Origin of the sequence: Streptomyces sp. NBC_01288 (assembly GCF_035982055.1) — a bacterium.
Taxonomy (GTDB): Bacteria; Actinomycetota; Actinomycetes; order Streptomycetales; family Streptomycetaceae; genus Streptomyces.
Genome location: NZ_CP108427.1, coordinates 3,833,450 through 3,853,516, shown reverse-complemented (window position 1 = coordinate 3,853,516; position 20,067 = coordinate 3,833,450). Strand labels below are relative to the sequence as shown.

Annotated in this window: 19 protein-coding genes; 10 read left to right on the top strand and 9 right to left on the bottom strand. The window is 69.0% G+C overall.

Annotated features, from left to right (window positions below; translation table 11 throughout):
• Window positions 1–10 precede the first annotated feature (10 nt).
• The 3 genes from OG194_RS16675 to OG194_RS16665 form a co-directional block, all read right to left on the bottom strand.
• Window positions 11–1,090 carry a substrate-binding domain-containing protein gene (locus OG194_RS16675; protein ID WP_327401639.1) on the bottom strand — a complete coding sequence of 360 codons (1,080 nt, stop codon included), beginning with the start codon at window positions 1,088–1,090 and terminating at the stop codon, window positions 11–13.
• 188 nt (window positions 1,091–1,278) lie between these two features.
• Window positions 1,279–1,680 carry an SCO4983 family protein gene (locus OG194_RS16670; RefSeq protein WP_327401638.1) on the bottom strand — a complete coding sequence of 134 codons (402 nt, stop codon included), beginning with the start codon at window positions 1,678–1,680 and terminating at the stop codon, window positions 1,279–1,281.
• A gap of 102 nt (window positions 1,681–1,782) precedes the next feature.
• Window positions 1,783–2,994 carry a pyridoxal phosphate-dependent aminotransferase gene (locus tag OG194_RS16665; protein WP_327401637.1) on the bottom strand — a complete coding sequence of 404 codons (1,212 nt, stop codon included), beginning with the start codon at window positions 2,992–2,994 and terminating at the stop codon, window positions 1,783–1,785.
• 179 nt (window positions 2,995–3,173) lie between these two features.
• Here OG194_RS16665 and OG194_RS16660 point away from each other — a divergent pair, with 179 nt between their 5' ends.
• On the top strand, window positions 3,174–4,010 hold the full coding sequence (locus OG194_RS16660) for a trypsin-like serine peptidase (RefSeq protein ID WP_327401636.1): 837 nt from the start codon (window positions 3,174–3,176) through the stop codon (window positions 4,008–4,010).
• A gap of 1 nt (window position 4,011) precedes the next feature.
• Here the strand turns inward: OG194_RS16660 and OG194_RS16655 are convergent, their stop codons facing one another.
• Together OG194_RS16655 and OG194_RS16650 are read right to left on the bottom strand one after the other, a co-directional pair.
• Window positions 4,012–5,619 carry an N-acyl-D-amino-acid deacylase family protein gene (locus OG194_RS16655; RefSeq protein WP_327401635.1) on the bottom strand — a complete coding sequence of 536 codons (1,608 nt, stop codon included), beginning with the start codon at window positions 5,617–5,619 and terminating at the stop codon, window positions 4,012–4,014.
• Between the two features lie 32 nt (window positions 5,620–5,651).
• Window positions 5,652–6,935: an amino acid deaminase gene (locus OG194_RS16650; protein ID WP_327401634.1), complete on the bottom strand. Its 1,284-nt coding sequence runs from the start codon at window positions 6,933–6,935 to the stop codon at window positions 5,652–5,654.
• A gap of 139 nt (window positions 6,936–7,074) precedes the next feature.
• Here OG194_RS16650 and OG194_RS16645 point away from each other — a divergent pair, with 139 nt between their 5' ends.
• The 5 genes from OG194_RS16645 (at window position 7,075) to OG194_RS16625 (ending at window position 11,685) form a co-directional block, all read left to right on the top strand.
• Entirely contained in the window at window positions 7,075–8,121 is a 1,047-nt protein-coding gene (locus tag OG194_RS16645; protein ID WP_327401633.1) for a sugar kinase, read from the top strand.
• Window positions 8,118–8,879, top strand: coding sequence for an IclR family transcriptional regulator (locus OG194_RS16640; protein ID WP_327401632.1), 762 nt, complete (start codon window positions 8,118–8,120; stop codon window positions 8,877–8,879). Before OG194_RS16645 ends, OG194_RS16640 begins: the two co-directional genes overlap by 4 nt.
• Window positions 8,876–9,280 carry a RidA family protein gene (locus tag OG194_RS16635; RefSeq protein ID WP_327401631.1) on the top strand — a complete coding sequence of 135 codons (405 nt, stop codon included), beginning with the start codon at window positions 8,876–8,878 and terminating at the stop codon, window positions 9,278–9,280. The genes OG194_RS16640 and OG194_RS16635 overlap by 4 nt, the downstream gene beginning before the upstream one ends.
• A 170-nt stretch (window positions 9,281–9,450) precedes the next feature.
• Window positions 9,451–10,926: a GntP family permease gene (locus OG194_RS16630; protein ID WP_327401630.1), complete on the top strand. Its 1,476-nt coding sequence runs from the start codon at window positions 9,451–9,453 to the stop codon at window positions 10,924–10,926.
• Window positions 10,927–11,001: 75 nt separating this feature from the next.
• Window positions 11,002–11,685, top strand: coding sequence for a hypothetical protein (locus tag OG194_RS16625; protein WP_327401629.1), 684 nt, complete (start codon window positions 11,002–11,004; stop codon window positions 11,683–11,685).
• A 73-nt stretch (window positions 11,686–11,758) separates the two neighbouring features.
• On the opposite strand, the gene OG194_RS16620 is transcribed toward OG194_RS16625, so the two are convergent.
• On the bottom strand, window positions 11,759–13,012 hold the full coding sequence (locus OG194_RS16620) for a hypothetical protein (protein WP_327401628.1): 1,254 nt from the start codon (window positions 13,010–13,012) through the stop codon (window positions 11,759–11,761).
• 115 nt (window positions 13,013–13,127) lie between these two features.
• The gene (locus OG194_RS16615; RefSeq protein WP_327401627.1) at window positions 13,128–13,646 is read right to left on the bottom strand and encodes a SigE family RNA polymerase sigma factor; all 519 of its coding nucleotides are present in this window, start codon (window positions 13,644–13,646) and stop codon (window positions 13,128–13,130) included.
• 386 nt (window positions 13,647–14,032) lie between these two features.
• Here OG194_RS16615 and OG194_RS16610 point away from each other — a divergent pair, with 386 nt between their 5' ends.
• Window positions 14,033–14,533 carry an SMI1/KNR4 family protein gene (locus OG194_RS16610; RefSeq protein ID WP_327401626.1) on the top strand — a complete coding sequence of 167 codons (501 nt, stop codon included), beginning with the start codon at window positions 14,033–14,035 and terminating at the stop codon, window positions 14,531–14,533.
• Window positions 14,534–14,678: 145 nt separating this feature from the next.
• Window positions 14,679–14,903: an antitoxin gene (locus OG194_RS16605; protein WP_327401625.1), complete on the top strand. Its 225-nt coding sequence runs from the start codon at window positions 14,679–14,681 to the stop codon at window positions 14,901–14,903.
• 26 nt (window positions 14,904–14,929) lie between these two features.
• On the opposite strand, the gene OG194_RS16600 is transcribed toward OG194_RS16605, so the two are convergent.
• Together OG194_RS16600 and OG194_RS16595 are read right to left on the bottom strand one after the other, a co-directional pair.
• Window positions 14,930–16,204, bottom strand: coding sequence for an MFS transporter (locus OG194_RS16600; RefSeq protein WP_327401624.1), 1,275 nt, complete (start codon window positions 16,202–16,204; stop codon window positions 14,930–14,932).
• A gap of 113 nt (window positions 16,205–16,317) precedes the next feature.
• Window positions 16,318–18,006 carry a chitinase gene (locus OG194_RS16595; protein ID WP_327407100.1) on the bottom strand — a complete coding sequence of 563 codons (1,689 nt, stop codon included), beginning with the start codon at window positions 18,004–18,006 and terminating at the stop codon, window positions 16,318–16,320.
• Between the two features lie 387 nt (window positions 18,007–18,393).
• Here OG194_RS16595 and OG194_RS16590 point away from each other — a divergent pair, with 387 nt between their 5' ends.
• Window positions 18,394–19,203 (top strand): hypothetical protein, encoded by an 810-nt coding sequence (locus OG194_RS16590; protein ID WP_327407099.1) that lies wholly within the window; start codon window positions 18,394–18,396, stop codon window positions 19,201–19,203.
• Window positions 19,204–19,346: 143 nt separating this feature from the next.
• On the top strand, window positions 19,347–20,060 hold the full coding sequence (gene cpaB / locus OG194_RS16585; RefSeq protein WP_327401623.1) for a Flp pilus assembly protein CpaB: 714 nt from the start codon (window positions 19,347–19,349) through the stop codon (window positions 20,058–20,060).
• Window positions 20,061–20,067 lie beyond the last annotated feature (7 nt).

Sequence of the window (20,067 nt, the reverse complement as noted above, 5' to 3'; positions counted from 1 at the left end):
TTCCCCCCGTTCAACCGCGCGCCCGGCGCGCCATGTCGTGCAGCACCGTCGAGGTGGGCACGGGCGCCTGCCGGACGCCGGTCAGCGTCTGGTTGAGATAGCTGGAGTGGGCGGCGGTGGCCGCGACGAACTCGGCGGTGTCACCCTGCGGCCGGAACCCGTGCCGTACGGCGAGCCTGCGCAACGCCGGGTCGCTGCTGAGGAGTTGACCGAGTGCGCGGCCCTCCGGAGTGAGCGGTACGACGGTGTGGTCGCTGTTGGCCGTGGTGTCCGGGTAGAGCACGACGAGGTCGCCGACCGGCTGCTTGTCGAGGAGCAGCGAGGCCACCTGCGACTCGTACACGAGGACCAGCGGATTGCCGGCGCCGCTGATGAAATCCCTGAACGGCGCGTCCGAGCTGGACTGTTGGGCCCCTTGCACGCTGATCAACTTGTGCATCAGAGGCGCGGTGCGATCCACATCGGCGCTACTGGCGGCCACCCGCCCGCCGTTGGCGACGTAGGAGGCGGCGGCGAGGTACAGAGCACCCGAGTTGGAGGTCTCCGGGTCGGTGGTGGCGATGTAGAGGGTGCCGGTCAACTCCCCATGTCTGTCGGCCCCCTTGAGCTGCTGCCAGGTCAGATCCCGCTGGGCGGCATCGAGATAGGCGCCCATCTTCAGGGTGCCGCGGTCCTGGCTCTTGTCCAGCGTGGCGAGCCCGTTGTCCGCGAGGACCTGGGCGGCGCTGCGGTGGGCCACGACGACGAGCGGCGAGTAGAAGGGCCGAGGCAAGGGCTGCCGCACCTCGTACTTGGCGGCGAGCGCGTCGGCCGGCGCCTGACTGGAGGGGAAGGCGAAGTCGTACCCCTTGAGGTTGAGCCCCTCCATGGCCCAGGACCCGGAGGTCTCCGTCCGCACGGTGAAGCCCTTGGCGGCGAGGGCCTTCACCACATCGGGATCGGCGAAGAAGTCCGCCTTCTCCGAACCGATCACACCACGCACGGTCTTCGTTGCCGTGCCCTTGTCCCCGTTGTCCCGGCCCGCTACGACGGCTGCCACCACGCCACCGATCAGCAACACCGCGAGGACGATTCCCGCGATACGTCTCACGAGGGGCAGCGTGCTCGCGGAACCCAACATTCCCCGAGGAAAGGGATGAACGGGAGGTGTCACCCGGGTCCCGGATCAACACGGTTCAGAGGAGCGCCCCTTTAGGGGCGCGGGGAACTGCGCGACAAGCCACGACGGGCGCGCACCCGCAACAAAACAGAACCCCTACGGCGAATAGGCAGCGCAGCTCAGGCGACCACAGTCACCGCATGCGCATCCATCCGCTCGGCAGACAGAATCGCCGCCGCAGTATCCGCACGGGAAGCCGCAACAACCAACGCCCGCCCGGCAAGCGCATGAGCCTTCAGGTGCAGCGCATCCAAACGGGACGTAGAAGCGGCCGCAGACGACGCCCGGCTGGGCGAGGCCCCACGCAACCGCGTCAACTGCCCGGCAAGCCTCTCCGCAGCCACGTCCAACTCGTCGGAAGGCTCCAGCGCCCGCAGTTCATCGGTCACCGCAAGCAGCGCGGCGAGATGCCCCGCAAGCTGAATGTCCAGTTCCTCCTCGCGCGACCGATGCGGAATGTCGGAGGAAGGTGTGCGGGCCACCGTGCTGTGGACCGACTTCGTGCGGATCGGCTCGTACATGGCATGGTCTCCTGTGCTCAGACAGGAAACCATCCTAGCTTAGATCTCGTCTAAAGTTGTGCTGGCCGAAAAATTGGCCGGAAGAACCCTGATCGAGGATGTTTACGGCTGGCTGTACCCGTCCAGGAAGTTCCCGATCCGCGTCACCGCGTCCCGCAGATCCCCGACCGACGGCAGCGTCACGACCCGGAAGTGATCGGGCTCGGACCAGTTGAACCCGGTGCCGTGGACGACCATGATCTTCTCCTGGCGGAGCAGGTCGAGCACCATCTGCCGGTCGTCCTTGACCTTGAACACCTGCGGATCGAGCCGAGGGAACAGGTACAGCGCCCCCTTCGGCTTCACGCAGGTCACACCCGGAATCTGGGTCAGCAGCTCGTACGCCACATCCCGCTGCTCCTTCAACCGACCGCCCGGCAGCACCAGATCGTTGATGGTCTGCCGCCCACTGAGCGCGGCGACGACCCCGTGCTGCCCGGGCATGTTCGCGCAGAGCCGCATATTGGCCAGGATCGTCAGACCCTCGATATAGGAGTCGGCGTGCGCGCGCGGCCCCGAGATCGACATCCACCCGACGCGGTATCCGGCCACCCGGTACGCCTTCGACATGCCGTTGAAGGTGAGGGTGAGCAGATCCGGGGCGACCTTCGCGGTCGGGGTGTGCGTGGCGCCGTCGTAGAGGATCTTGTCGTAGATCTCGTCGGAGCAGACGAGCAGGTTGTGGCGGCGGGCGATGTCGGTGAGGCCCTTGATCATCTCCTCGTCGTACACCGCGCCGGTCGGGTTGTTCGGGTTGATGATGACGATCGCCTTGGTGCGGTCGCTGACCTTGCGCTCGACGTCGGCGAGGTCGGGCATCCAGTCGGACTGCTCGTCGCAGCGGTAGTGCACGGCGGTGCCGCCGGAGAGCGAGACGGCGGCGGTCCACAGCGGGTAGTCCGGCGACGGTACGAGGACCTCGTCGCCGTCGTCGAGCAGTCCCTGCATCGCCATGACGATCAGTTCGGAGACGCCGTTGCCGATGAAGACGTGTTCTACGTCCGTCTCGATGCCCAGGGTCTGGTTGTGCATGACGACCGCGCGGCGGGCCGCCAGCAGCCCCTTCGCGTCGCCGTACCCGTGCGCCGACGACACGTTCCGGAGGATGTCCTCCAGGATCTCGGGCGGGCACTCGAACCCGAAGGCCGCCGGATTCCCGGTGTTCAGCTTCAGGATGCGGTGGCCTGCCGCCTCCAGACGCATCGCCTCTTCGAGAACCGGGCCCCGGATCTCGTAACAGACGTTGGAGAGCTTGGTCGACTGGATCACCTGCATGTCGGTGAGCTTACGGCGCGGTAACGAGACTTGGCTCGTGCTTTCCGCCACATGAGACGCGCCGCGAACGGCCGGAAACCGATCCTTGCCCCCTCCCCTCTCAACGATCACAATGCCCATGACAAAAAGACGGCGGCCGGAAGATCTCCGGTCGTCTCGTCATAAGAGGGGACCCCCACATGAACAAGCCTCTCCTTGCCGCGCTCTCCACCCTGGCCATCGCCGGGGCGGGCGTGGCACCCGCGGTCGCCGCACCCCAGGTGGCACCGAAGGCCGCCGCGGTGACCGTCGACTTCGCCGGCATCGTCTCGCTCAGCAACTGCTCCGGCTCGGTCATCCGCTTCCCGAACTCGACCGACACCGCTCCGGCGCTGGTCATGACCAACGGGCACTGCCTGGAGACCGGCTTCCCGGAGCCCGGTGAGGTCATCACAGGCCAGTCCTCCAGCCGTACCTTCGGGCTGCTGAACTCGGCCGGCACCAAGGTCGCCACGCTCCGCGCCAACCAGGTCGTCTACTCGACGATGACCGACACGGACGTGACGATCTACCGCACCACCACGACGTACGCGGCGATCAAGAGCGCGTACGGCATCAGCCCGCTCACCGTGAGCGCCACGCACCCGACCGCCGGTACCGCGATCAAGGTCGTCTCCGGGTACTGGAAGACGATCTACAGCTGCAGCATCGACGGGTTCGTGTACCGGCTGAAGGAGGGTGACTGGACCTGGAAGGACTCGGTCCGTTACACCTCCGCGTGCAACACGATCGGGGGTACGTCGGGGTCCCCGGTGATCGACACCAGCACCGGGCAGGTCGTCGCCGTGAACAACACGGGCAACGAGGACGGCGAGACCTGCACCGAGAACAACCCGTGCGAGGTCTCCGAGAACGGCACGGTGACGGTCCGCGAGGGCATCAACTACGCCGAGGAGACCTACAACATCCCGGCCTGCTTCACCTCGGCCAACGTGCTTGCCCTCAGCACGTCCACCTGCACGCTGCCCAAGCCGTAAGTCAAGAGCGGGAGTTGGCGTTCCGTCGCACGGGACTGCGACGGACCGACCGCCCCGCCAGTACGTCCGTCCGCCGGCCGTCCTCGATCACGAAGCGGCCGTCGATCAGTACGTGGGGGATGCCGGTCGGTAGCTTGCGCGGGTCCTCGAAGGTCGAACCTGCCGCCACCGTCAGCGGGTTGAACAACACCAGGTCCGCGCGGTAGCCCTCCTTGACCAGGCCCCGGTCCGGCAGGCGCAGGCGGGCTGCCGGGCGGGACGTCAGGTGGGCCACGCACTCCTCCAGGGACAGGAGTCCCAACTCCCTTACGTAATGGCCGAGATAGCGCGGGAACGTGCCGTACGCCCGTGGATGCGGCTTCGCGCCCTGGAGGATGCCGTCCGAGCCGCCGGTGTGGACGCGGTGCCGCATGATCTGGCGGACGTTCTCCTCGTGGCCCACGTGCTGGAGGATCGACGGGGCGAGTCGGTCGGAGAGGAGCAGGTGACGGGCCGTTGTCCAACTGTCGAGGCGGCGGCCTACGTAGTCCGCCAGTTCGGGATTCTCGACCCCCGCGATCTCGATCGTGTCCCACTCCATCGGCACCCCGTGGCAGCCGTCCGAGCCGATCACCTCCAGGTGGTGGCGGATACGGTCGGAGGTGTCGTCGTCCGCCAGGCGTCTCAGGATCTCGTCCGGGCCGCCCTCGCTCGCCCAACTCGGCAGCATGGCCACGAGAGTTGTGCAGCCGGGGGTGTAGGGGTAGGTGTCGAGGCTGATGTCCGCGCCGTTCGCCAGGGCCTCGTCCAGGAGGGACAGGAGCTCCGGTGCCCGGCCCTCGTTCACGCCGAAGTTCATGGTGGCGTGAGCCAGATGGAGGGAGCAGCCCGCCTCGTGGCTCAGCTCCACCATCTCCGCGTAGGCCTCCAGTGCGCCCGCGCCGTACGAGCGGTGGTGGGGGCAGTAGTAGCCGTCGTAGGACGCCACCACCCGGCACAGTTCGGTGAGTTCGGCGTCCTTGGCGTACATGCCGGGGGTGTAGGTGAGCCCGGACGACATGCCGACCGCGCCCTGTTCCATGCCCTCGGCGACCAACTGCCGCATCCGGTCCAGCTCTTGGGGTGTCGCCTCCCGGTCCTCCCAGCCGACGGCGAGCATCCGGACCGTGCCCTGCGGGATCAAGTAGGCCGCGTTGACCGCCACTCCGCGATCCAACCGGTCCAAGTACTCGCCCACCGAACGCCAGTCGAAGTCGATGTCGTCGCCGTAGCCGTTCCACCCGGTGATCGCCCGGCGCACCTCGGCCAGCGTGCGGTCGTCGACGGGGGCGTACGACAGCCCGTCCTGGCCGATGACTTCGAGGGTCACCCCCTGCGCGGCCTTGGCGCTGTGGTCCGGGTCGCGGAGCAGGGCCAGGTCGCTGTGGGCGTGCATGTCGATGAAGCCGGGGGAGAGGGTCAGGCCCTCCGCGTCCAACTCCCGGCGTGCCTTGGGGCGTTGGCAGCCCGCCGCCGCGGCCTCCTGCACGATCGAGACGATCCGGCCGCCGTCGATCACGACATCTGCGCGGTACGACGGGCCGCCACTGCCGTCGACGACGTCCGCGTCCCGGATGACCAGTTCTTCCATGCCCATGCCTCCAGCGGGGTCCGACGCGGCCTCTAGAAGAACGTACGGATGTAGTCGACGACCGTCCCGTCCGCCTCCGTCACCGGGATCAGCTGCCACTTGTCGAAGGACGTGCAGGGGTGGGACAGGCCCAGGCCGATCCAGTCACCCACCTCAAGGTCCGCATCCGGGGCCGTCCGCAGCCAGGCGTGCTGGTCGGACAGGCCCGTCACCTCGACGCCGGTCGCCGGGCGCTCGGTGCCGTCGCGGCGGACGACCTGGGCGGCGGGGAGGTCGAGGTCGTAGGCCGCGTCCCGCTTGCCCGCGTTGGCGAAGGCCTGCTCGGGGGAGGGGCGGGAGACGATCTGCGCCCAGAGCCGGAACGCGGGTTCCAGGGCGCCCTCTTCGGGGATGCGGGTGAAGGGGGTGATCTCGCGGTAGTGGCCGTCGTCGTGCGAGACGTAGGCACCCGAGCGCAGCAACTTCAGTGCGGGGAGCGAGAGTTCGGGCTGCTCGGCGAAGACGTCGGCCACCGCGTCGAACCACGCGCTGCCACCCGCGCTGACCACGATCTCGTCGAGCCCGGATCCCGAGAAGCGTCCGTCCTTGTCGAAGTCCACGGCGAGAGCGGTCAGTTGACGCAGCCACGCGTGCACCCGCTCCGGATCGGCCTGCGGCACCTCGCCCTCATAGCCGGCGACCCCGACCAGCCGCAGCGTCCCTACGGCGGCCACCGCGTCCGCGACCGCCGCGCACTCCGCCTCCGTGCGCACGCCGGTGCGGGCACCCTCGCCGGCGGCCAGTTCGACGACGACGTCCAGCGGGCGGGCGGCGTCGCGCAGGGCCGCGTCCATCAACTCGACGCCGCGCACCGAGTCGACGTAGCAGATGAAGCGGAAGTCGTCGTCCGCGTCCAGTTCGGAGGAGATCCACTTCAGGGCGGACGGGTCGACCACTTCGTTCGCGAGGAAGATGCTGCCGATCCCGAACTGCCGTGCCACGCGGACCTGGTGGGGGACCGCGAGGGTGATGCCCCAGGCGCCGTGGGCCAGTTGGCGGTGGAAGAGCTGGGGGGCCATGGAGGTCTTGCCGTGTGGCGCGAAGGCGAGGCCGTGGCGGGTCGCGTACGTCTCCATGAGGCGGAGGTTGTGGTCCAGGCGCTCGGCGGAGAGGGCGAGGACGGGGGTGGTGAAGCCGTCGGTGAAGAGGTTGCGGCGCTGGGCCGCCAGTTCGGTGAGCGTGAGGCCGTCCGCGTCCGGGGGGAGGCCCTTGAAACGGTGGTCGACGCGTTCCCCGGCGAGCCGGGTGAGCGCTTCGGTACCGGAGTCGCGGACCATGGGGCCTCCCTGAGCTGGAGTGTTGCAATCCCTGCAACATTCATTGCGTATATCGCTTACCGCTGTCTAACATCTCGCCCAACACCGGGTCAACGGAGCCGCCGCCACCCCGGCGCACCGACGAGGAGCCATCACCATCGTGACCGCCGACGGACTGTCCACCGCCGCCCGTGACGTCGTGGACGTCGTAGCGCTGGGCGAGTCCATGGTCACGTTCCTACCCAGCCGGCCCGGCCGCCTCGCCGATGTGCCGTCCTTCGATCGTGCCATCGGCGGCGCGGAGTCGAATGTGGCGTGCGTGCTGGCCGCCGCCGGGCACACCGTCCGGTGGGTCAGCCGGGTGGGGGCGGACGGCTTCGGTGATCATCTCGTCGAGACCATCGGCGGGTACGGGGTGGACGTGTCCGCGGTACGGCGTGATCCCGCGCGGCCGACCGGGATCTACTTCCGTACCGCCGGGGACCGGGCCACCGACGCGCACGAGGTGGCGTACTACCGGGCCGGGTCCGCCGCCTCCGCGATGGCCGTCGGGAACGTCGACCTGGACGCCGTGCGGGCCGGGCGGGTGCTGCATCTGTCGGGGATCACCCCGATGCTTTCCGACGGCTGTCTCGGGCTGGTGCGTGAGCTGACCGCGATGCGCGCCGGCCGGCCCTTGATCTCCTTCGATGTGAACCACCGCCCCGCGCTGGGACGTTGGGCCGACGGGCCGAGCGTGCTGCTGGAGCTGGGGCGGGGTGCCGACCTCGTGTTCGTCGGGGAGGACGAGGCCGCCGAGGTCTGGGGGCTGGTCGGGGCCGATGCCGTACGGGGCGCGTTCCCCGACCCCGAGACCCTCGTCGTCAAGCAGGGCGGACGCGGGGCCACCGTCTTCCACCGGGGCGACGCCACCTTCGTGCCCGCGCCGCACGTCGACGTCGTGGCCGCGGTCGGTGCCGGGGACGCCTTCGCCGCCGGGTTCCTCTCCGCGACCCTGCGGGGACTTCCCGTACGGGACCGGCTCCGGCACGGGCATCTCACGGCCGCCGCCGCCCTCACCGTCCCCGGCGACCTCGCCGCCCCGCCGGTCCGCGACCACGCCGACCGGCTGGTCGCCCTGGACGAGCGGGCGTGGGGGAGACTTCGACTCGGCCCCGGCTGGACCGACGCCGCCGACTGGGCCGACGAGGAGGTATGCACGCCATGAGTCAGACCGTCGACCGCGCACTGAGCATCCTGCCGCTGCTCGCCGAGGGCCCCGCCGACCTCGGCCAGGTCGCCGAGCGCCTCGACGTCCACAAGTCGACGGCCCTGCGCCTCCTGCGCACCCTGCACGAACACGGCCTGGTCTACCGCCAGTCCGACCAGCGCTACCGCCTCGGCGCCCGCCTCATCGCCCTCGCCCAGGAGGCGATGGAGAACCTCGACATCCGCGAGATCGCCCACCCCCATCTCGCCCGGCTGAACGAGCAGTGCGGTCATACCGTCCACCTGGCGGTGTACGAGGAGAACGAGGTCCTCTACATCGACAAGGTGGAGAGCCGCTACCCGGTGCGCATGTACTCGCGGATCGGCAAGCCCGTCGCCATCACCGTCGCGGGCGTGGCCAAGCTGCTGCTGGCCGACCTGCCGGAGGGTGAACGCCGGGTGCTCGCCGACAAACTCGAATACCCCATGTACACCGCCCGTTCCACCCCCAACGCCCCCGCCTTCCTGCGGGAGTTGGAGAAGGTCCGGGAACAGGGCTGGGCCACCGACCTCGGCGGCCACGAAGAGTCCATCAACTGCGTCGCCGCGCCGATCCGGGGCGCCGACGGACGGGTGGCCGCCGCGATGTCGGTCTCCGCGCCCAACGTCGTCGTCACCGCCGACGAACTCCTCACCCTGCTCCCGCTGGTCCGTCGTACGGCGGACGCCATCAGTGGTGAGTACTCCGGCAGAACAACAACCAGGGATACCGAATGACCGACAAGATCGCGCTCACCCCCAAGACCCACACCGCCCCGCCCGCGAAGTTCTCGCACGGCGTCCGCAAGGGGAACATCCTCCAGGTCGCGGGGCAGGTCGGCTTCCTCCCCGCCGAGGAGGGCAAGCCGCCGACACCGGCCGGGCCGACCCTGCGCGAGCAGACCCTCCAGACCCTCGCCAACGTCCAGGCCATCCTGGAGGAGGGCGGCGCGAGCTGGGAGGACGCGATGATGATCCGCGTCTATCTGACGGACGTGGACCACTTCGCCGAGATGAACGCGATCTACAACGAGTTCTTCGAGGGCCGCGTCGAGATCCCCGCCGCGCGCACGACGGTCTACGTCGGCCTGCCCGCCGGCCTGCTCATCGAGATCGACGCGCTGGCCGTTCTGAGCTAGCACCGGGTTAGTACCGGGTTAGTACCGCTCCAACTCCCGCACACCGTACGACGGTTCGGCACCCCCGATGGGTGCCGCGCCGCGATCCCCCCTGCCCGGCTGTGCCCTCTGGGGGACATCCCCCAGACCCTCGGACCCATGCTCTTACGACGACAACGAGGACCCCCACCATGTCCCTACCGCTCGCCGCCACCGCCCCCGCGACACCACCCCACACCGGAGGCCTGCTCCTCCTACTGGACGGCACAGCAGGCCTGTTGACGGTCGCCGCCCTCGGGATCGCGCTCCTCCTCTTCCTGATCATCAAGGTCAGACTCCAGCCCTTCGTGGCCCTCCTCGCCGTCTCCATAACCGTCGGCCTGCTCTCCGGCCTCTCGGTCACCGAGCTCTTCGGCACGGTCCAGCGCTCCGACGCCGTCTCCACCATCGAGTCCGGCATGGGCGGCATCCTCGGCCATGTCGCGATCATCATCGGCCTGGGCACGATGCTCGGCGCGATCCTCGAAGTCAGCGGCGGGGCCGAGGTGTTGGCGTCCCGGCTGCTGAATCTGTTCGGCGAGAAGCGGGCCCCGCTCGCCATGGGCCTCACCGGCCTGATCTTCGGCATCCCGGTCTTCTTCGACGTCGGCATCTTCGTCCTCGCGCCGATCGTGTACGCCGCCGCCAAGCGCGGCGGCAAGTCGATCCTGCTGTACTGCCTGCCGCTGCTCGCGGGCCTGTCGATGACCCACGCGTTCCTGCCGCCGCACCCCGGCCCGGTGGCCGCGGCCGGCCTGCTCCACGTCCAGCTCGGCTGGGTCATCCTCATGGGCATCGTCTGCGGCATCCCCGCCGTGCTCGCCGCGTGGGCCTACGCCGCCTGGGTCGGCAAGCGGATCTTCGTCGCCGTACCGCAGGACATGGTCGAGGCGGCGGCCGAGGCGAAGCAGGCGGTCATCGACGAACAGCGTGAGTCCGGCGTCGTACCGCAGGAGAAGCCGGTGTCGCTGGGCACGGTCCTCGCGATCATCGGTACGCCCCTGGTGCTCATCCTCGCGGCCACCTTCTCGTCGATCGCCTTCGACCCGTCCACCGGCCGCTCGGTCCTGGAGTTCTTCGGCAGCCCGTTCGTCGCCCTGACGATCGCCCTCCTCCTCGCGTACTACCTCCTGGGTCTGCGGCGCGGCTGGTCCCGCAAGTCCCTGGAGACCGTCTCCACCGCGTCCCTCAAGCCGGTCGGCAACATCATCCTGGTCGTCGGCGCGGGCGGGGTCTTCGGAGCCGTCCTGAAGGCGAGCGGGGTCGCGCAGGCCCTCTCGGACACGTTCCACGACGTAGGCCTGCCGGTGCTCGTGCTGTCGTACCTGATCTCGCTGGTACTACGGGTCGCACAGGGTTCGGCGACGGTCGCGATCGTGACGACGGCGGGCATCGTGGCGCCGCTGCTGGCCGAGGGCGACCACTCGCAGGCGTTCGTCGCGCTGGTCATCATGGCCATCTCGGCGGGGTCGATCTTCGCCTCGCACGTCAACGACGGCGGCTTCTGGATGGTGGCGAAGTACTTCGGGATCAGTGAGCGGGACACGCTGAAGACCTGGACCGTGCTGGAGTCCGTGCTGTCGGTCGCGGGGTTCGCTGTGGCCGCTGTGCTCAGTGTGTTCGTGTAAGCCGCTTGTAGGCGTCTGATAACAAAGTTGGGGCTGGCTGTGCCCGACACAGGATCGTCGACCATACTTCGCGCTGTGGAGCAGCGCATAGGTTCGAGCAGCCAGCCCCTGGAGGGCGCCGGATTCGACCCGGCCTTCGTCCCCGGGCTCACCGCACCCGCCGTGTCCTCCGACCAGCCGGAGGACAAGAAGCCGCGGGACGCGGAGCCGGAGGACGCGAAGGCCGAGAAGCCGGCGGCACCGGAGGAACCGAACGAGTCGGAAGGATCGGAAGCGTCCGACGGCGAGGAGCCGCCGGTCGCGAAGGTCGACGTCACGAAGGCCGACGCGGACAAGGCCGTTGCCGAGGACGACGACGGTGACGCCGACGCGGACGAGGACGGCGAGGAGTCGTCCTCGGACGGTCCGGTCTTCGAGGCGTCCGACCGTCGTGCGGAGATCGTCGCGGACGAGAAGGGCGTACGACTGCGCCTGGACGACCAGAACTGCGAGTTCCGCTGGGACGAGATCGGCGCCATAGAGACCGAGTCCCCGCGCTTCGGCAAGCGGTTCACCATCACGGTGCACACCCCTGACCGCCGCTGGTACCCGATCGAGATCGAGGCGTCGGCCAGGAGCAGGTTCGCCGAGTGGGAGACGCAGCTGGACGCGGTTCTCGACGCGTACTTCGACGACGGTGACGAGGACGAGGCCGACGGCTCCGACGAGGTGGACGAGGCGGCGCTCGCCGCGGCGGAGGCAGAGGTCCGCGAGGACTGAGTTCTGCGCGAGGGCTGAGTTCCGAGTGCCGTGTTCTGTGTTCTGTCCGGCGTCGGACCGAATGCCGTTCTGATCAGAGCCAGTTCGGGCTGAGGGCGATCGTCCGGAGCTGGTTCATGGTCAGGGCCGGGGTCGTGCGGGTCGCGGGGGTGTCCTGGGCGCCGGAGTTGAAGGCGCTGATCACCACCCGCCGCCCGTCGGTCCTGATGGTGTCGACGGTCCACATCACGACACCGGAACCGCCCTTCTCGCCGGGGCCCTGGTGCTCGGCGACCTTCGTGCCGTCGGACAGGACCTCGGCGTCGGAGCCGAACAACTCGCCCTCGACATCAGACATGTCGGCCTGGACGTTGACCTGTACGAAGGTCTTGCCCTTGCCGTCGTCGACGACGAGATAACCGAACCCGGCGTCGTCGGTGTCGCCGGCCTCGGACACGGTGAGGCCCTTCGGCAGCAGGGTCCGGAGCGTCGAGGTGACGGACAGGGTGGCGCCCGTGTCGCTCGGACTCGGCGGCGTGACCGGTGAGTTGGGGTCCACCGGCATCGCGTCGACCGCGTCCCGCCAGGACGTGGCGGCGGCCACCTTCCTCAACTGGGCCGGGGACAGCGGCGGTTGAGGCCTGGTGATCGGCGAGTCCTTCTCGGCGGCGGCGTTCCACTCACTGATGCTGACGTGCTGCCCCTGCGGGGTGACGAGTTCGGCGCTCCACAGCTTGGTGTCCACCCGGCGGTCGGGATACTCGTACCCCTGAAGGACCATGACCACCGACCCGTCCGCCAGCCGGCTCGTGCCGCACGCGTCGTAGTGCGCGAGCGCCTTCCCCGGGCACTGGGTCGTCTGCCGTGCCTGGTCGCTCCCCGGCTGCACCCGTCCCAGGCCGACCTCTATGGCCGACGCGCCCTTGCCGTCGTCGTAGACGACATGGACGTACGGCGCCGGTTCCTCGTCCGTGCCGCGGGCCTCGATCTTCGAGAACGTGCCCTCCGGGATCAGCTTTTCGAGCGTCTTGATGAGCGCGGCCCCGGAGACCGGGGTGGGCGTGGACGTGGCCGTGGGTGTCGCGGCGGTGGCGTGCGCGGCCTGTGCCTCGGCGGGGTTTCCGCTGGGCAGGAGCAGTGCGCCGCCCACGCCGACGAGGGCGATGCCGGCCGCGCCGCTCATGACGGCGGCGTTGCGGCGGCGCAGCAGGCGCCGGCGGCCCTTGAGGGCGCCGGCGGTGGCGAGGGCGGCCCGGTCGGTCTCGAAGGCGTTGCCCGCGTCGTGCAGGCCTGCGGTGAGCCGTTCCTCGAAGGGGTCGAGGGGTTCGCTGTGCTGGGTGTCGGGCATGGCGGACCACCGTTTCGCGTGAGCGGATGTAAAGGATGTATGGGGTGCTGAAGGCAAGGCTTAAGGGGTGTGACGGGTTTGCGGGAGAAGGGAGTTGAAGGCGGGGTGCGGGTGTTCAGGGGCGGGCGTATTCGTCGAGGTTCTCGCCGAGGAGTTCGCGCAGCCGGCCGAGTGCGCGGACGCAGCGGGTGCGTACGGCGGCCGAGCTGACGTGCATCACGTCGGCGGTCTCCTCGACGGAGCGGTCCTCCCAGTACCGCAGGACGACCACGGCGCGGTCCTTGGCGGGCAGCCGGGAGAGGGCCTGGAGGAGGGTCAGCCGGAGCGGTGTGTCGGAGCCCGGGGTGCCGGGGTCGGGCAGGTCGGGGAGGACGTCGGTGGCGCGTTCGGTGCTGCTGCGGCGCCGCTGGTGGGCGAGGTAGGTACGGGTGAGGACGGTCTGGGCGTACCCGGCGGGGTTGCCGACCCGGGACAGCCGCCCCCAGCCGACGTACAGCTTGCCGAGGGTCTCCTGGACCAGGTCCTCGGCGAGATGGGTGTCCCCGGCGGTCAGCAGACAGGCGGACCGATAGAGATGCCCGGCGCGCGCGGAGGCGAACTCCGCGTACTCGTCGGCACGTTCGTGTCGTCTCATGCCTGATCCCCCTGTTTCGCGGGCTGTTGCCGGCGCCGCCCTCACTTGTACTGATGCGGTGGGCCCACAGAAATGTTTCAGGTCCGGGGGGATCGGTGGGTGCGACAGGTGCGGGGAAGGCGGGCCCAGCAGGCAGGGCGTGTTCCGCAGGAGCTGAAGTACGGCCGTCATCCGCGGGATTGCGGCGCCCGGCGGGCCTGATCGCCGTCGTACCGATGGCGGTGGCCGGCCTGATCGTGGCGGCGGTCTTCACGCTGGTCGCTACCGGGGTCGGCGAGGGCGCTGATCTGAACCAGCCGCCAGGGCGCGGTAGTCGCGGTTCCGGGGTCTCGGGGCCGGCGGGAGTGCCCGGCTCGTTGTCAGTGGCGGCTGGTACGAATGTCGGCATGACCGAGGACGAGATCATCCACGCGATCCGGGAGCGGTATCCGGCAGGGGAACGGCCGCCGACCGCGCCGCCGGAGGCCGTGGCCGAGCTGGAGGCGGCGGTCGGGTATCCGATGCCGCCGCTCCTCAAGCGGATCTATCTGGAGGTCGCCGACGGCGGGTTCGGCCGCTGGGGCGAGGGGCTGTCCCTCACCGACACGGACTACAGGTTCAGTGAGGCCGATCCACTGCTGGCGGAGTACTTGAGCTGGCGCCGGAGACCCGGCTACCCGCCCTCCGTCGTACCGCTGTTGACGTGGGGCTGTGCGATCTGGTCCCTCGTCGACTTCAGCACCCCGGAGGGGCGGATGTGGGGCTGGGACCCCAACGCCCGGTGTCCTTGGCACGGAGAGGCGCTGTTTCCCGAGGAGTTCACCCTGGCCGAGCGGCTTCGTGGGTGGCTGGACGGGGTTCATGTCTTTCCGGCGGCGCCCATCGGGTCGTACTGCACGGAAGGCTGACGCGACACCTGTGCGCCCCGAACACGCCCCGCCCCGCGCCTCCGTCCGCCGGGGCATCCGCGCCGGGGCCACCTTGTCCTCCGGGGCCCGTCGTGACGACCATGTCCCTGACCGCGTAAGTCCGTTGCAGCGAGGGGGAACTGTCGTGTTCGACAACCTGGGTGACCTGGGGAAGCTCAAGGACAAGGCCGAGGAGATCGCCGAGGACCACGGTGACAAGATCGCCGACGGGCTGGAGAAGGCCGGCGATCTCGTCGACGAGAAGACGGACGGCAAGCACAGCGAGCAGATCGACACCGCGGTCGACAAGGCGCAGGACCTGGTGGCGAGGCTCGCCGCGCAGGCCGCGGACGGTGAGAAGAAGGACTGACGGGACTGGCGGGAGGGGGCGAACTCTCAGGCCACGGGGTCGAGTTCGTCGCTGCCTGTCGGGAGCGTGCGCATCGTGCGCAGCGGTGACAGGAAGTTCGGGAGGACGCTCGCCGTCATGCCCGCCGCGCCGATCCACAGCGTCGCCGTAGCCCCGAAGACCGAGCCCGACGTCCCGCCCAGCAGTCCGCCCAGCGGGATTCCGCCCCAGGACACGAACCGGGCCGTCGCGCTCACGCGGCCCAGGAGCCGGTCCGGGGTGAGGGTCTGTTGGAAGCTGGACTGGGCCACGACGCGGACGACTCCGCCGAAGGAGAGCGAGGCGAGGCCGGCCGCCGCCACGCACACGCTCCAGCCCGGGTGGGCCAACGGCATCAAGACCGTCAGCGGGCACGTGACCAGGGACGCGAGCCAGATGACCCGGCCCTGGCCGACCCACCGCGCGACCCGGGTCGCCGACAGCGCGCCCAGCAGCGCACCGCAGCCCATCCCGGAGAGGACGAGGCCGATACCGGAGGAGTCGAGCCCCAACTCCCGTTCCAGGAAGACCAGGAGCATGGTCTGGTACATCACCAGGAAGAGGTTGAAGATCGCGTCGCTCAGCATGATCGCGCGCAGGGCGGGGTACTTGAGGACGAACCTCAGGCCCTCCTTGATGTCGCGGCCCAGCCGAGACCGCTCGCTCGGCCCCGACTCCCGTTCCGGCGGCGCCTCTTGCTTGCGGATGGTGATCGCCAGCAGCCCTGACATCGCCATCCCGGCCGCGCTCACCAACAGCGTCGCGGGCGCGCCCACCCACCCGACCAGCGGCCCGGCGATCCCCGGCCCGCTGATACTCGTCACCGAGCGGATCGCCGAGAGCTTCGCGTTCCCCTCGACGAGGTTCTCGCGCCCCACCAGATGCGGCAGACAACTGACGTACGCCACATCGAAGAAGACCGTCAGCACCCCGTGGACCAACGCGACCGCGTACAGCCACCACACGGTCAGCAGGCCCGCCCACCACGCCACCGGCACCGTCACGAGGACCAGCGCCCGCGCGAGGTCGGTGCTGATCATCACCGACCGTTTTCGCATCCGGTCCACCCACGCGCCCGCCGGCAGCCCGACCAGCAGCGAACCCGCCGTCGTCATCGCGGTCAGCAGCCCGACCTGGAACTCGTCCGCGTCCAGCGCCACGATGGCGACGAGAGGCAGGGCGAGAAAGATGATCCGGTCGCCCAACTGCCCGAGCGCGGTGGCGGCGAAGAGCCGTCCGAAGTCCGGTTCGCGGAGGAGTCCGAGCCGTGCGGGTAAGGGCATGGGAGGCACCTGCCGGGAGGTCGACGTCAGGGATGATCACGTCAACCTAACCGAGAGGTGGGGAGCGCGACCCGACAGCGGCCGCACTCCCCACCCGCCCTGCCTACCGAGCGCTACGGCAACGCGTGCACATGCGCCCCCACCGAGTTCGACCACGAACTACCCGCGGCCGCGTCCCAGTTGGTGGACCATGTCATCGCGCCCCGCAGGTCGGGGTACGTCTTCGACGGCTTGAAGGTGCCGCAGTTGGTGCCGGCGGTCAGGCAGTCGAGGGCGTTGTTCACGATGGTGGGGGAGACGTAGCCGCTGCCGGCCGCGCTCGTGGAGGCCGGGAGGCCCAGGCCCACCTGGGACGGGGCGAGGCCGCCCTGGAGCTGGATGCAGGCCAGCGCCGTCAGGAAGTCGACCGTGCCCTGGCCGTAGACCTTGCCGTCGCAGCCCAGCATCGTGCCGCTGTTGTAGTACTGCATGTTGACGACCGTGAGGATGTCCTTGATGTTCAGGGCCGTCTGGAAGTACGCGTTCGACGTCGACTGCATGTCGATCGTCTGCGGGGCCATCGTGATGACGAGGGACGAGCCCGCTTTTGCGGAGAGGGACCTCAACGCCTGTGTCATGTAGGTGGCGTTGATGCCGTTCTCCAGGTCGATGTCGACGCCGTCGAAGCCGTACGTCTGCATCAGGGAGTAGACCGAGTTGGCGAAGTTCGTCGCGGACGTCGAGTCGCTCACCGAGATCGTGCCGTTCTGGCCGCCGATCGAGATGACGACCTTCTTGCCGGCCGCGTGCTTGGCCGCGATGTCCGCCTTGAACTGGTCGACCGTGTAGCCGCCGAGGCCCGCCGAGTCGAGCGTGAAGGAGACCGCGCCCGGGGTCGAGGTCGCGTCCGCGAAGGCCACCGCGATGATGTCGTACTGGGAGGAGACCGCCGAGAGCTTCTGGACGGTCGCGCCGTTGTTGAAGTTCTGCCAGTAGCCGGTCACCGCGTGCTTCGGCAGACCCGTACCGCCGTTGCCGCCCGTCGCCGTCGTCGTGCCCGTCACCGCCGTCGACTTGCCCGACTCACCGGCCGAGTTGGTCGCCGTGACCTGGAAGGAGTACGCGGTGGAGGCGGTAAGTCCCGTGATGGTGGCGGACGTTCCCGTCACCGCCGTGATCTTCGTGCCGCTGCGGTAGACGTTGTAGCCCGTCGCTCCCGACACCGCGCTCCACGCGAGGGAGACCGAGGAAGAGGTCGTCGAGGAGACCGTCAGACCCGTCGGTGTCGCCGGGACCGTCGGGGCCGGGTCGCTGCCGCCGCCGCCGTCCGGGCCGTAGACCGAGATGTCGTCCGCGTAGTACGCGGCCTGGCCGTACCAGCCGTGCGTGTACACCGAGACGGACGTGGTGGAGGCGCCCGTCGTGAACGTCGTCGAGAGCTGCTTCCAGGCGGCTGTGTCGGGCGTCCACGTCGACACGTCCGTCGTGCCCGTGCCCGTCACACCCAGGTAGGAGTAGCCGCCCTGCACCCACGCGCTCAGCGTGTACGTCGAGTTGGGCTTCACCGCCACCGACTCGCTGCACTGGGCGTTGTCCTGGCCGGTCGGGGTGCCCTTCAGGGCCGCCGCGCCGCTGTGCACCGGGGACGAGACGGTCGTGCCGCTGCCCGCCGTACAGGTCCAGTTGGTCAGGCCCGACTCGAAGCCGGCGTTCTTGGCGTTGTTGATGTCGGCGGCGGACGCCTGGCCGGTGCCCGCGAAGGAGAGGGCGAGGGCGGCCATGGCGACCCCGGCCCACAGACGTCTTTTCCTGAGGACGGGCATGCCTGGTGCGCGGTCCACTGATGCCTCCGGTGGGGGAGTTTGGAGGGGATGTGACTGTGACTGTGCCGACGGTGGCCACCGCTGGGAGTCCCAGAGTTGGTCCAGACCAATCTGATGTCAAGAGGTCCAGACCAACTTCGCCCGCACCGGTTTCGGTGCCCCGGCCGCGATCGGATGCTCGACCTGCCCCGATTTGGCGTGTTGTGTGCGATGACAGTTGCCGCACAGCTACAGAAACGCTGTTCTCCGGTCACAGGGGCGTGGTTACAGTGCTGAGGTAGTCACGCAGTGAAGTCGACTCGGTGTGCCGGAGTAATGCCGGTGGACCGACAGGCGTGAGACGGGGAGCTGCGCGTGCCAACTGCCATTGCCGTGACCAGCGCCGACATGGCGCTGCCACCACAGGACGAACGGACCCTGCCCGCCGTCGTCCTGCGGGACCTCGATCAACGACCGCTGGACCAGGCGCTGTCGGAGATGCAGGCCCTGATCGACCAGCACGGGCATGTCGTCGTCGTGTCCTCGCAGGCCGTGTCCGAGGGTGTCGACCGGCGGCTGCACACGATCCGGTCCATCCTGGAGACCGACCGGATCGCCCTGTTCCGTCCGAATCTGCCCCCGCTCGGACTCGCCGTCCTGGCCCGGCAGTTGAGGCAGCTGGCGTCCTGCGACCTCAGTCCCGGCGTCCTCGCCTCGGCCGGCCGACTGCTCACCCACTACATCCACGCCGGCGCGCTCCTCGGTTCGGTCACCAAGCTGGACCGGGTCCCCGTCGGCCTCAAGTCGCACGCCAAGTCCTGGGTGCCCGGCAGTCAGTTCGCGGTGATCGCCCACCCCGAGCCGCAGTTGGTCAGGGTCGGCCCCGGAGTCGCCCTGGAGGGGCCGGAGTTCGGCACCTGGATGCTGGTCGCCAAGGGACAGTTGCAGTCCGACTGGATCGGCACCACCCTCGCCCCGGCGTGGAACGCGATGGGGCTGCGCGAGGCCACCCTGCCCGCCGAGTCGGTGACTTGGTGGGGTACGAACAAGCTGATCGAGTTCTGTACCTATCTGCCCGACCTGTCGGTGCTGTACCAACTGGTCACCTCGGTGCGGCAGTCCGTGTGCCACTGGTGCGGTATCGACGTCATCGGCGACCGTTGTGTCTTCTGCTCCGCCACACCGCCCGTTCACGAGAACCAAACATCGAGCGGATAAGTCCTCAACTCACAGGACACGCTTACAGCACACGATTCGCTCGACCCGGTTCGATCTCTCTCGATCTCGTTTCGATCCGGTCAGATCCCGCTCGATCCGCTCATTTCCGCTCGACCGATATCCCCAATGAGGTTGTACGGTTCATGAACTCCCGTCAGCGCCGCGGCGTGATACTCCTGCTCCTGTCGGTGATCTGCGCCCTCGGCGCGTTCGTCGGCGTCCTCTCCGTCATCCGTGACGTGAAGTCCAAGGTCGGTCCCGAGGTCGCGGCGTACCAGGTCAAGGGCGACGTGGCGCCGTACACGGCTCTCACCGCCGCCCAGTTCAAGAAGATCGAGATGCCCAAGCGGTGGCTGTCGGACAACGCCGTGACCGATCTGCGGCAGATCACGGGCAAGATCGCGGTGACCACGCTGCGCCAGGGCTCCCTGTTGCAGACCGACATGATCGTGGACCAGCCGGCCCTCCAGCCCGGGCAGCAGGAGGTCGCCATCATGATCGACGCGGCGACCGGTGTCGCCGGCAAGATCACGCCGGGCTCCACGGTCAACGTGTACGCCACCTTCGCGGGCCAGAAGGAGGGTGACCCGGACCAGTCCAAGATCATCGTGACCAACGCGAAGGTCATCGACGTCGGGCACATCACCGCTCTCGACCCCGGCAGCAACAGCGACAAGAACCAGCAGACGTCCACCGACGGCGTGCCGATCACCTTCGCGCTCTCCACGCTCGACGCCCAACGGATCACCTACGCCGAGTCGTTCGCCGAGCGGGTGCGCCTCGCACTCGTGGCACCCGGCACCGATACGACCGTCCCCGACAAGGACCGGACGTACGAACTCGCGAAGGACAAGTGAGAGGCCC

Coding starts and splice junctions, on each gene's coding strand:
- OG194_RS16670 (WP_327401638.1), bottom strand. CDS start 1,680: ATGTACGAGCCGATCCGCACGAAGTCGGTCCACAGCACGGTGGCCCGC.
- OG194_RS16665 (WP_327401637.1), bottom strand. CDS start 2,994: ATGCAGGTGATCCAGTCGACCAAGCTCTCCAACGTCTGTTACGAGATC.
- OG194_RS16660 (WP_327401636.1), top strand. CDS start 3,174: ATGAACAAGCCTCTCCTTGCCGCGCTCTCCACCCTGGCCATCGCCGGG.
- OG194_RS16655 (WP_327401635.1), bottom strand. CDS start 5,619: ATGGAAGAACTGGTCATCCGGGACGCGGACGTCGTCGACGGCAGTGGC.
- OG194_RS16650 (WP_327401634.1), bottom strand. CDS start 6,935: ATGGTCCGCGACTCCGGTACCGAAGCGCTCACCCGGCTCGCCGGGGAA.
- OG194_RS16640 (WP_327401632.1), top strand. CDS start 8,118: ATGAGTCAGACCGTCGACCGCGCACTGAGCATCCTGCCGCTGCTCGCC.
- OG194_RS16635 (WP_327401631.1), top strand. CDS start 8,876: ATGACCGACAAGATCGCGCTCACCCCCAAGACCCACACCGCCCCGCCC.
- OG194_RS16630 (WP_327401630.1), top strand. CDS start 9,451: ATGTCCCTACCGCTCGCCGCCACCGCCCCCGCGACACCACCCCACACC.
- OG194_RS16620 (WP_327401628.1), bottom strand. CDS start 13,012: ATGCCCGACACCCAGCACAGCGAACCCCTCGACCCCTTCGAGGAACGG.
- OG194_RS16615 (WP_327401627.1), bottom strand. CDS start 13,646: ATGAGACGACACGAACGTGCCGACGAGTACGCGGAGTTCGCCTCCGCG.
- OG194_RS16610 (WP_327401626.1), top strand. CDS start 14,033: ATGACCGAGGACGAGATCATCCACGCGATCCGGGAGCGGTATCCGGCA.
- OG194_RS16600 (WP_327401624.1), bottom strand. CDS start 16,204: ATGCCCTTACCCGCACGGCTCGGACTCCTCCGCGAACCGGACTTCGGA.
- OG194_RS16595 (WP_327407100.1), bottom strand. CDS start 18,006: ATGCCCGTCCTCAGGAAAAGACGTCTGTGGGCCGGGGTCGCCATGGCC.
- OG194_RS16590 (WP_327407099.1), top strand. CDS start 18,394: ATGGCGCTGCCACCACAGGACGAACGGACCCTGCCCGCCGTCGTCCTG.
- cpaB (WP_327401623.1), top strand. CDS start 19,347: ATGAACTCCCGTCAGCGCCGCGGCGTGATACTCCTGCTCCTGTCGGTG.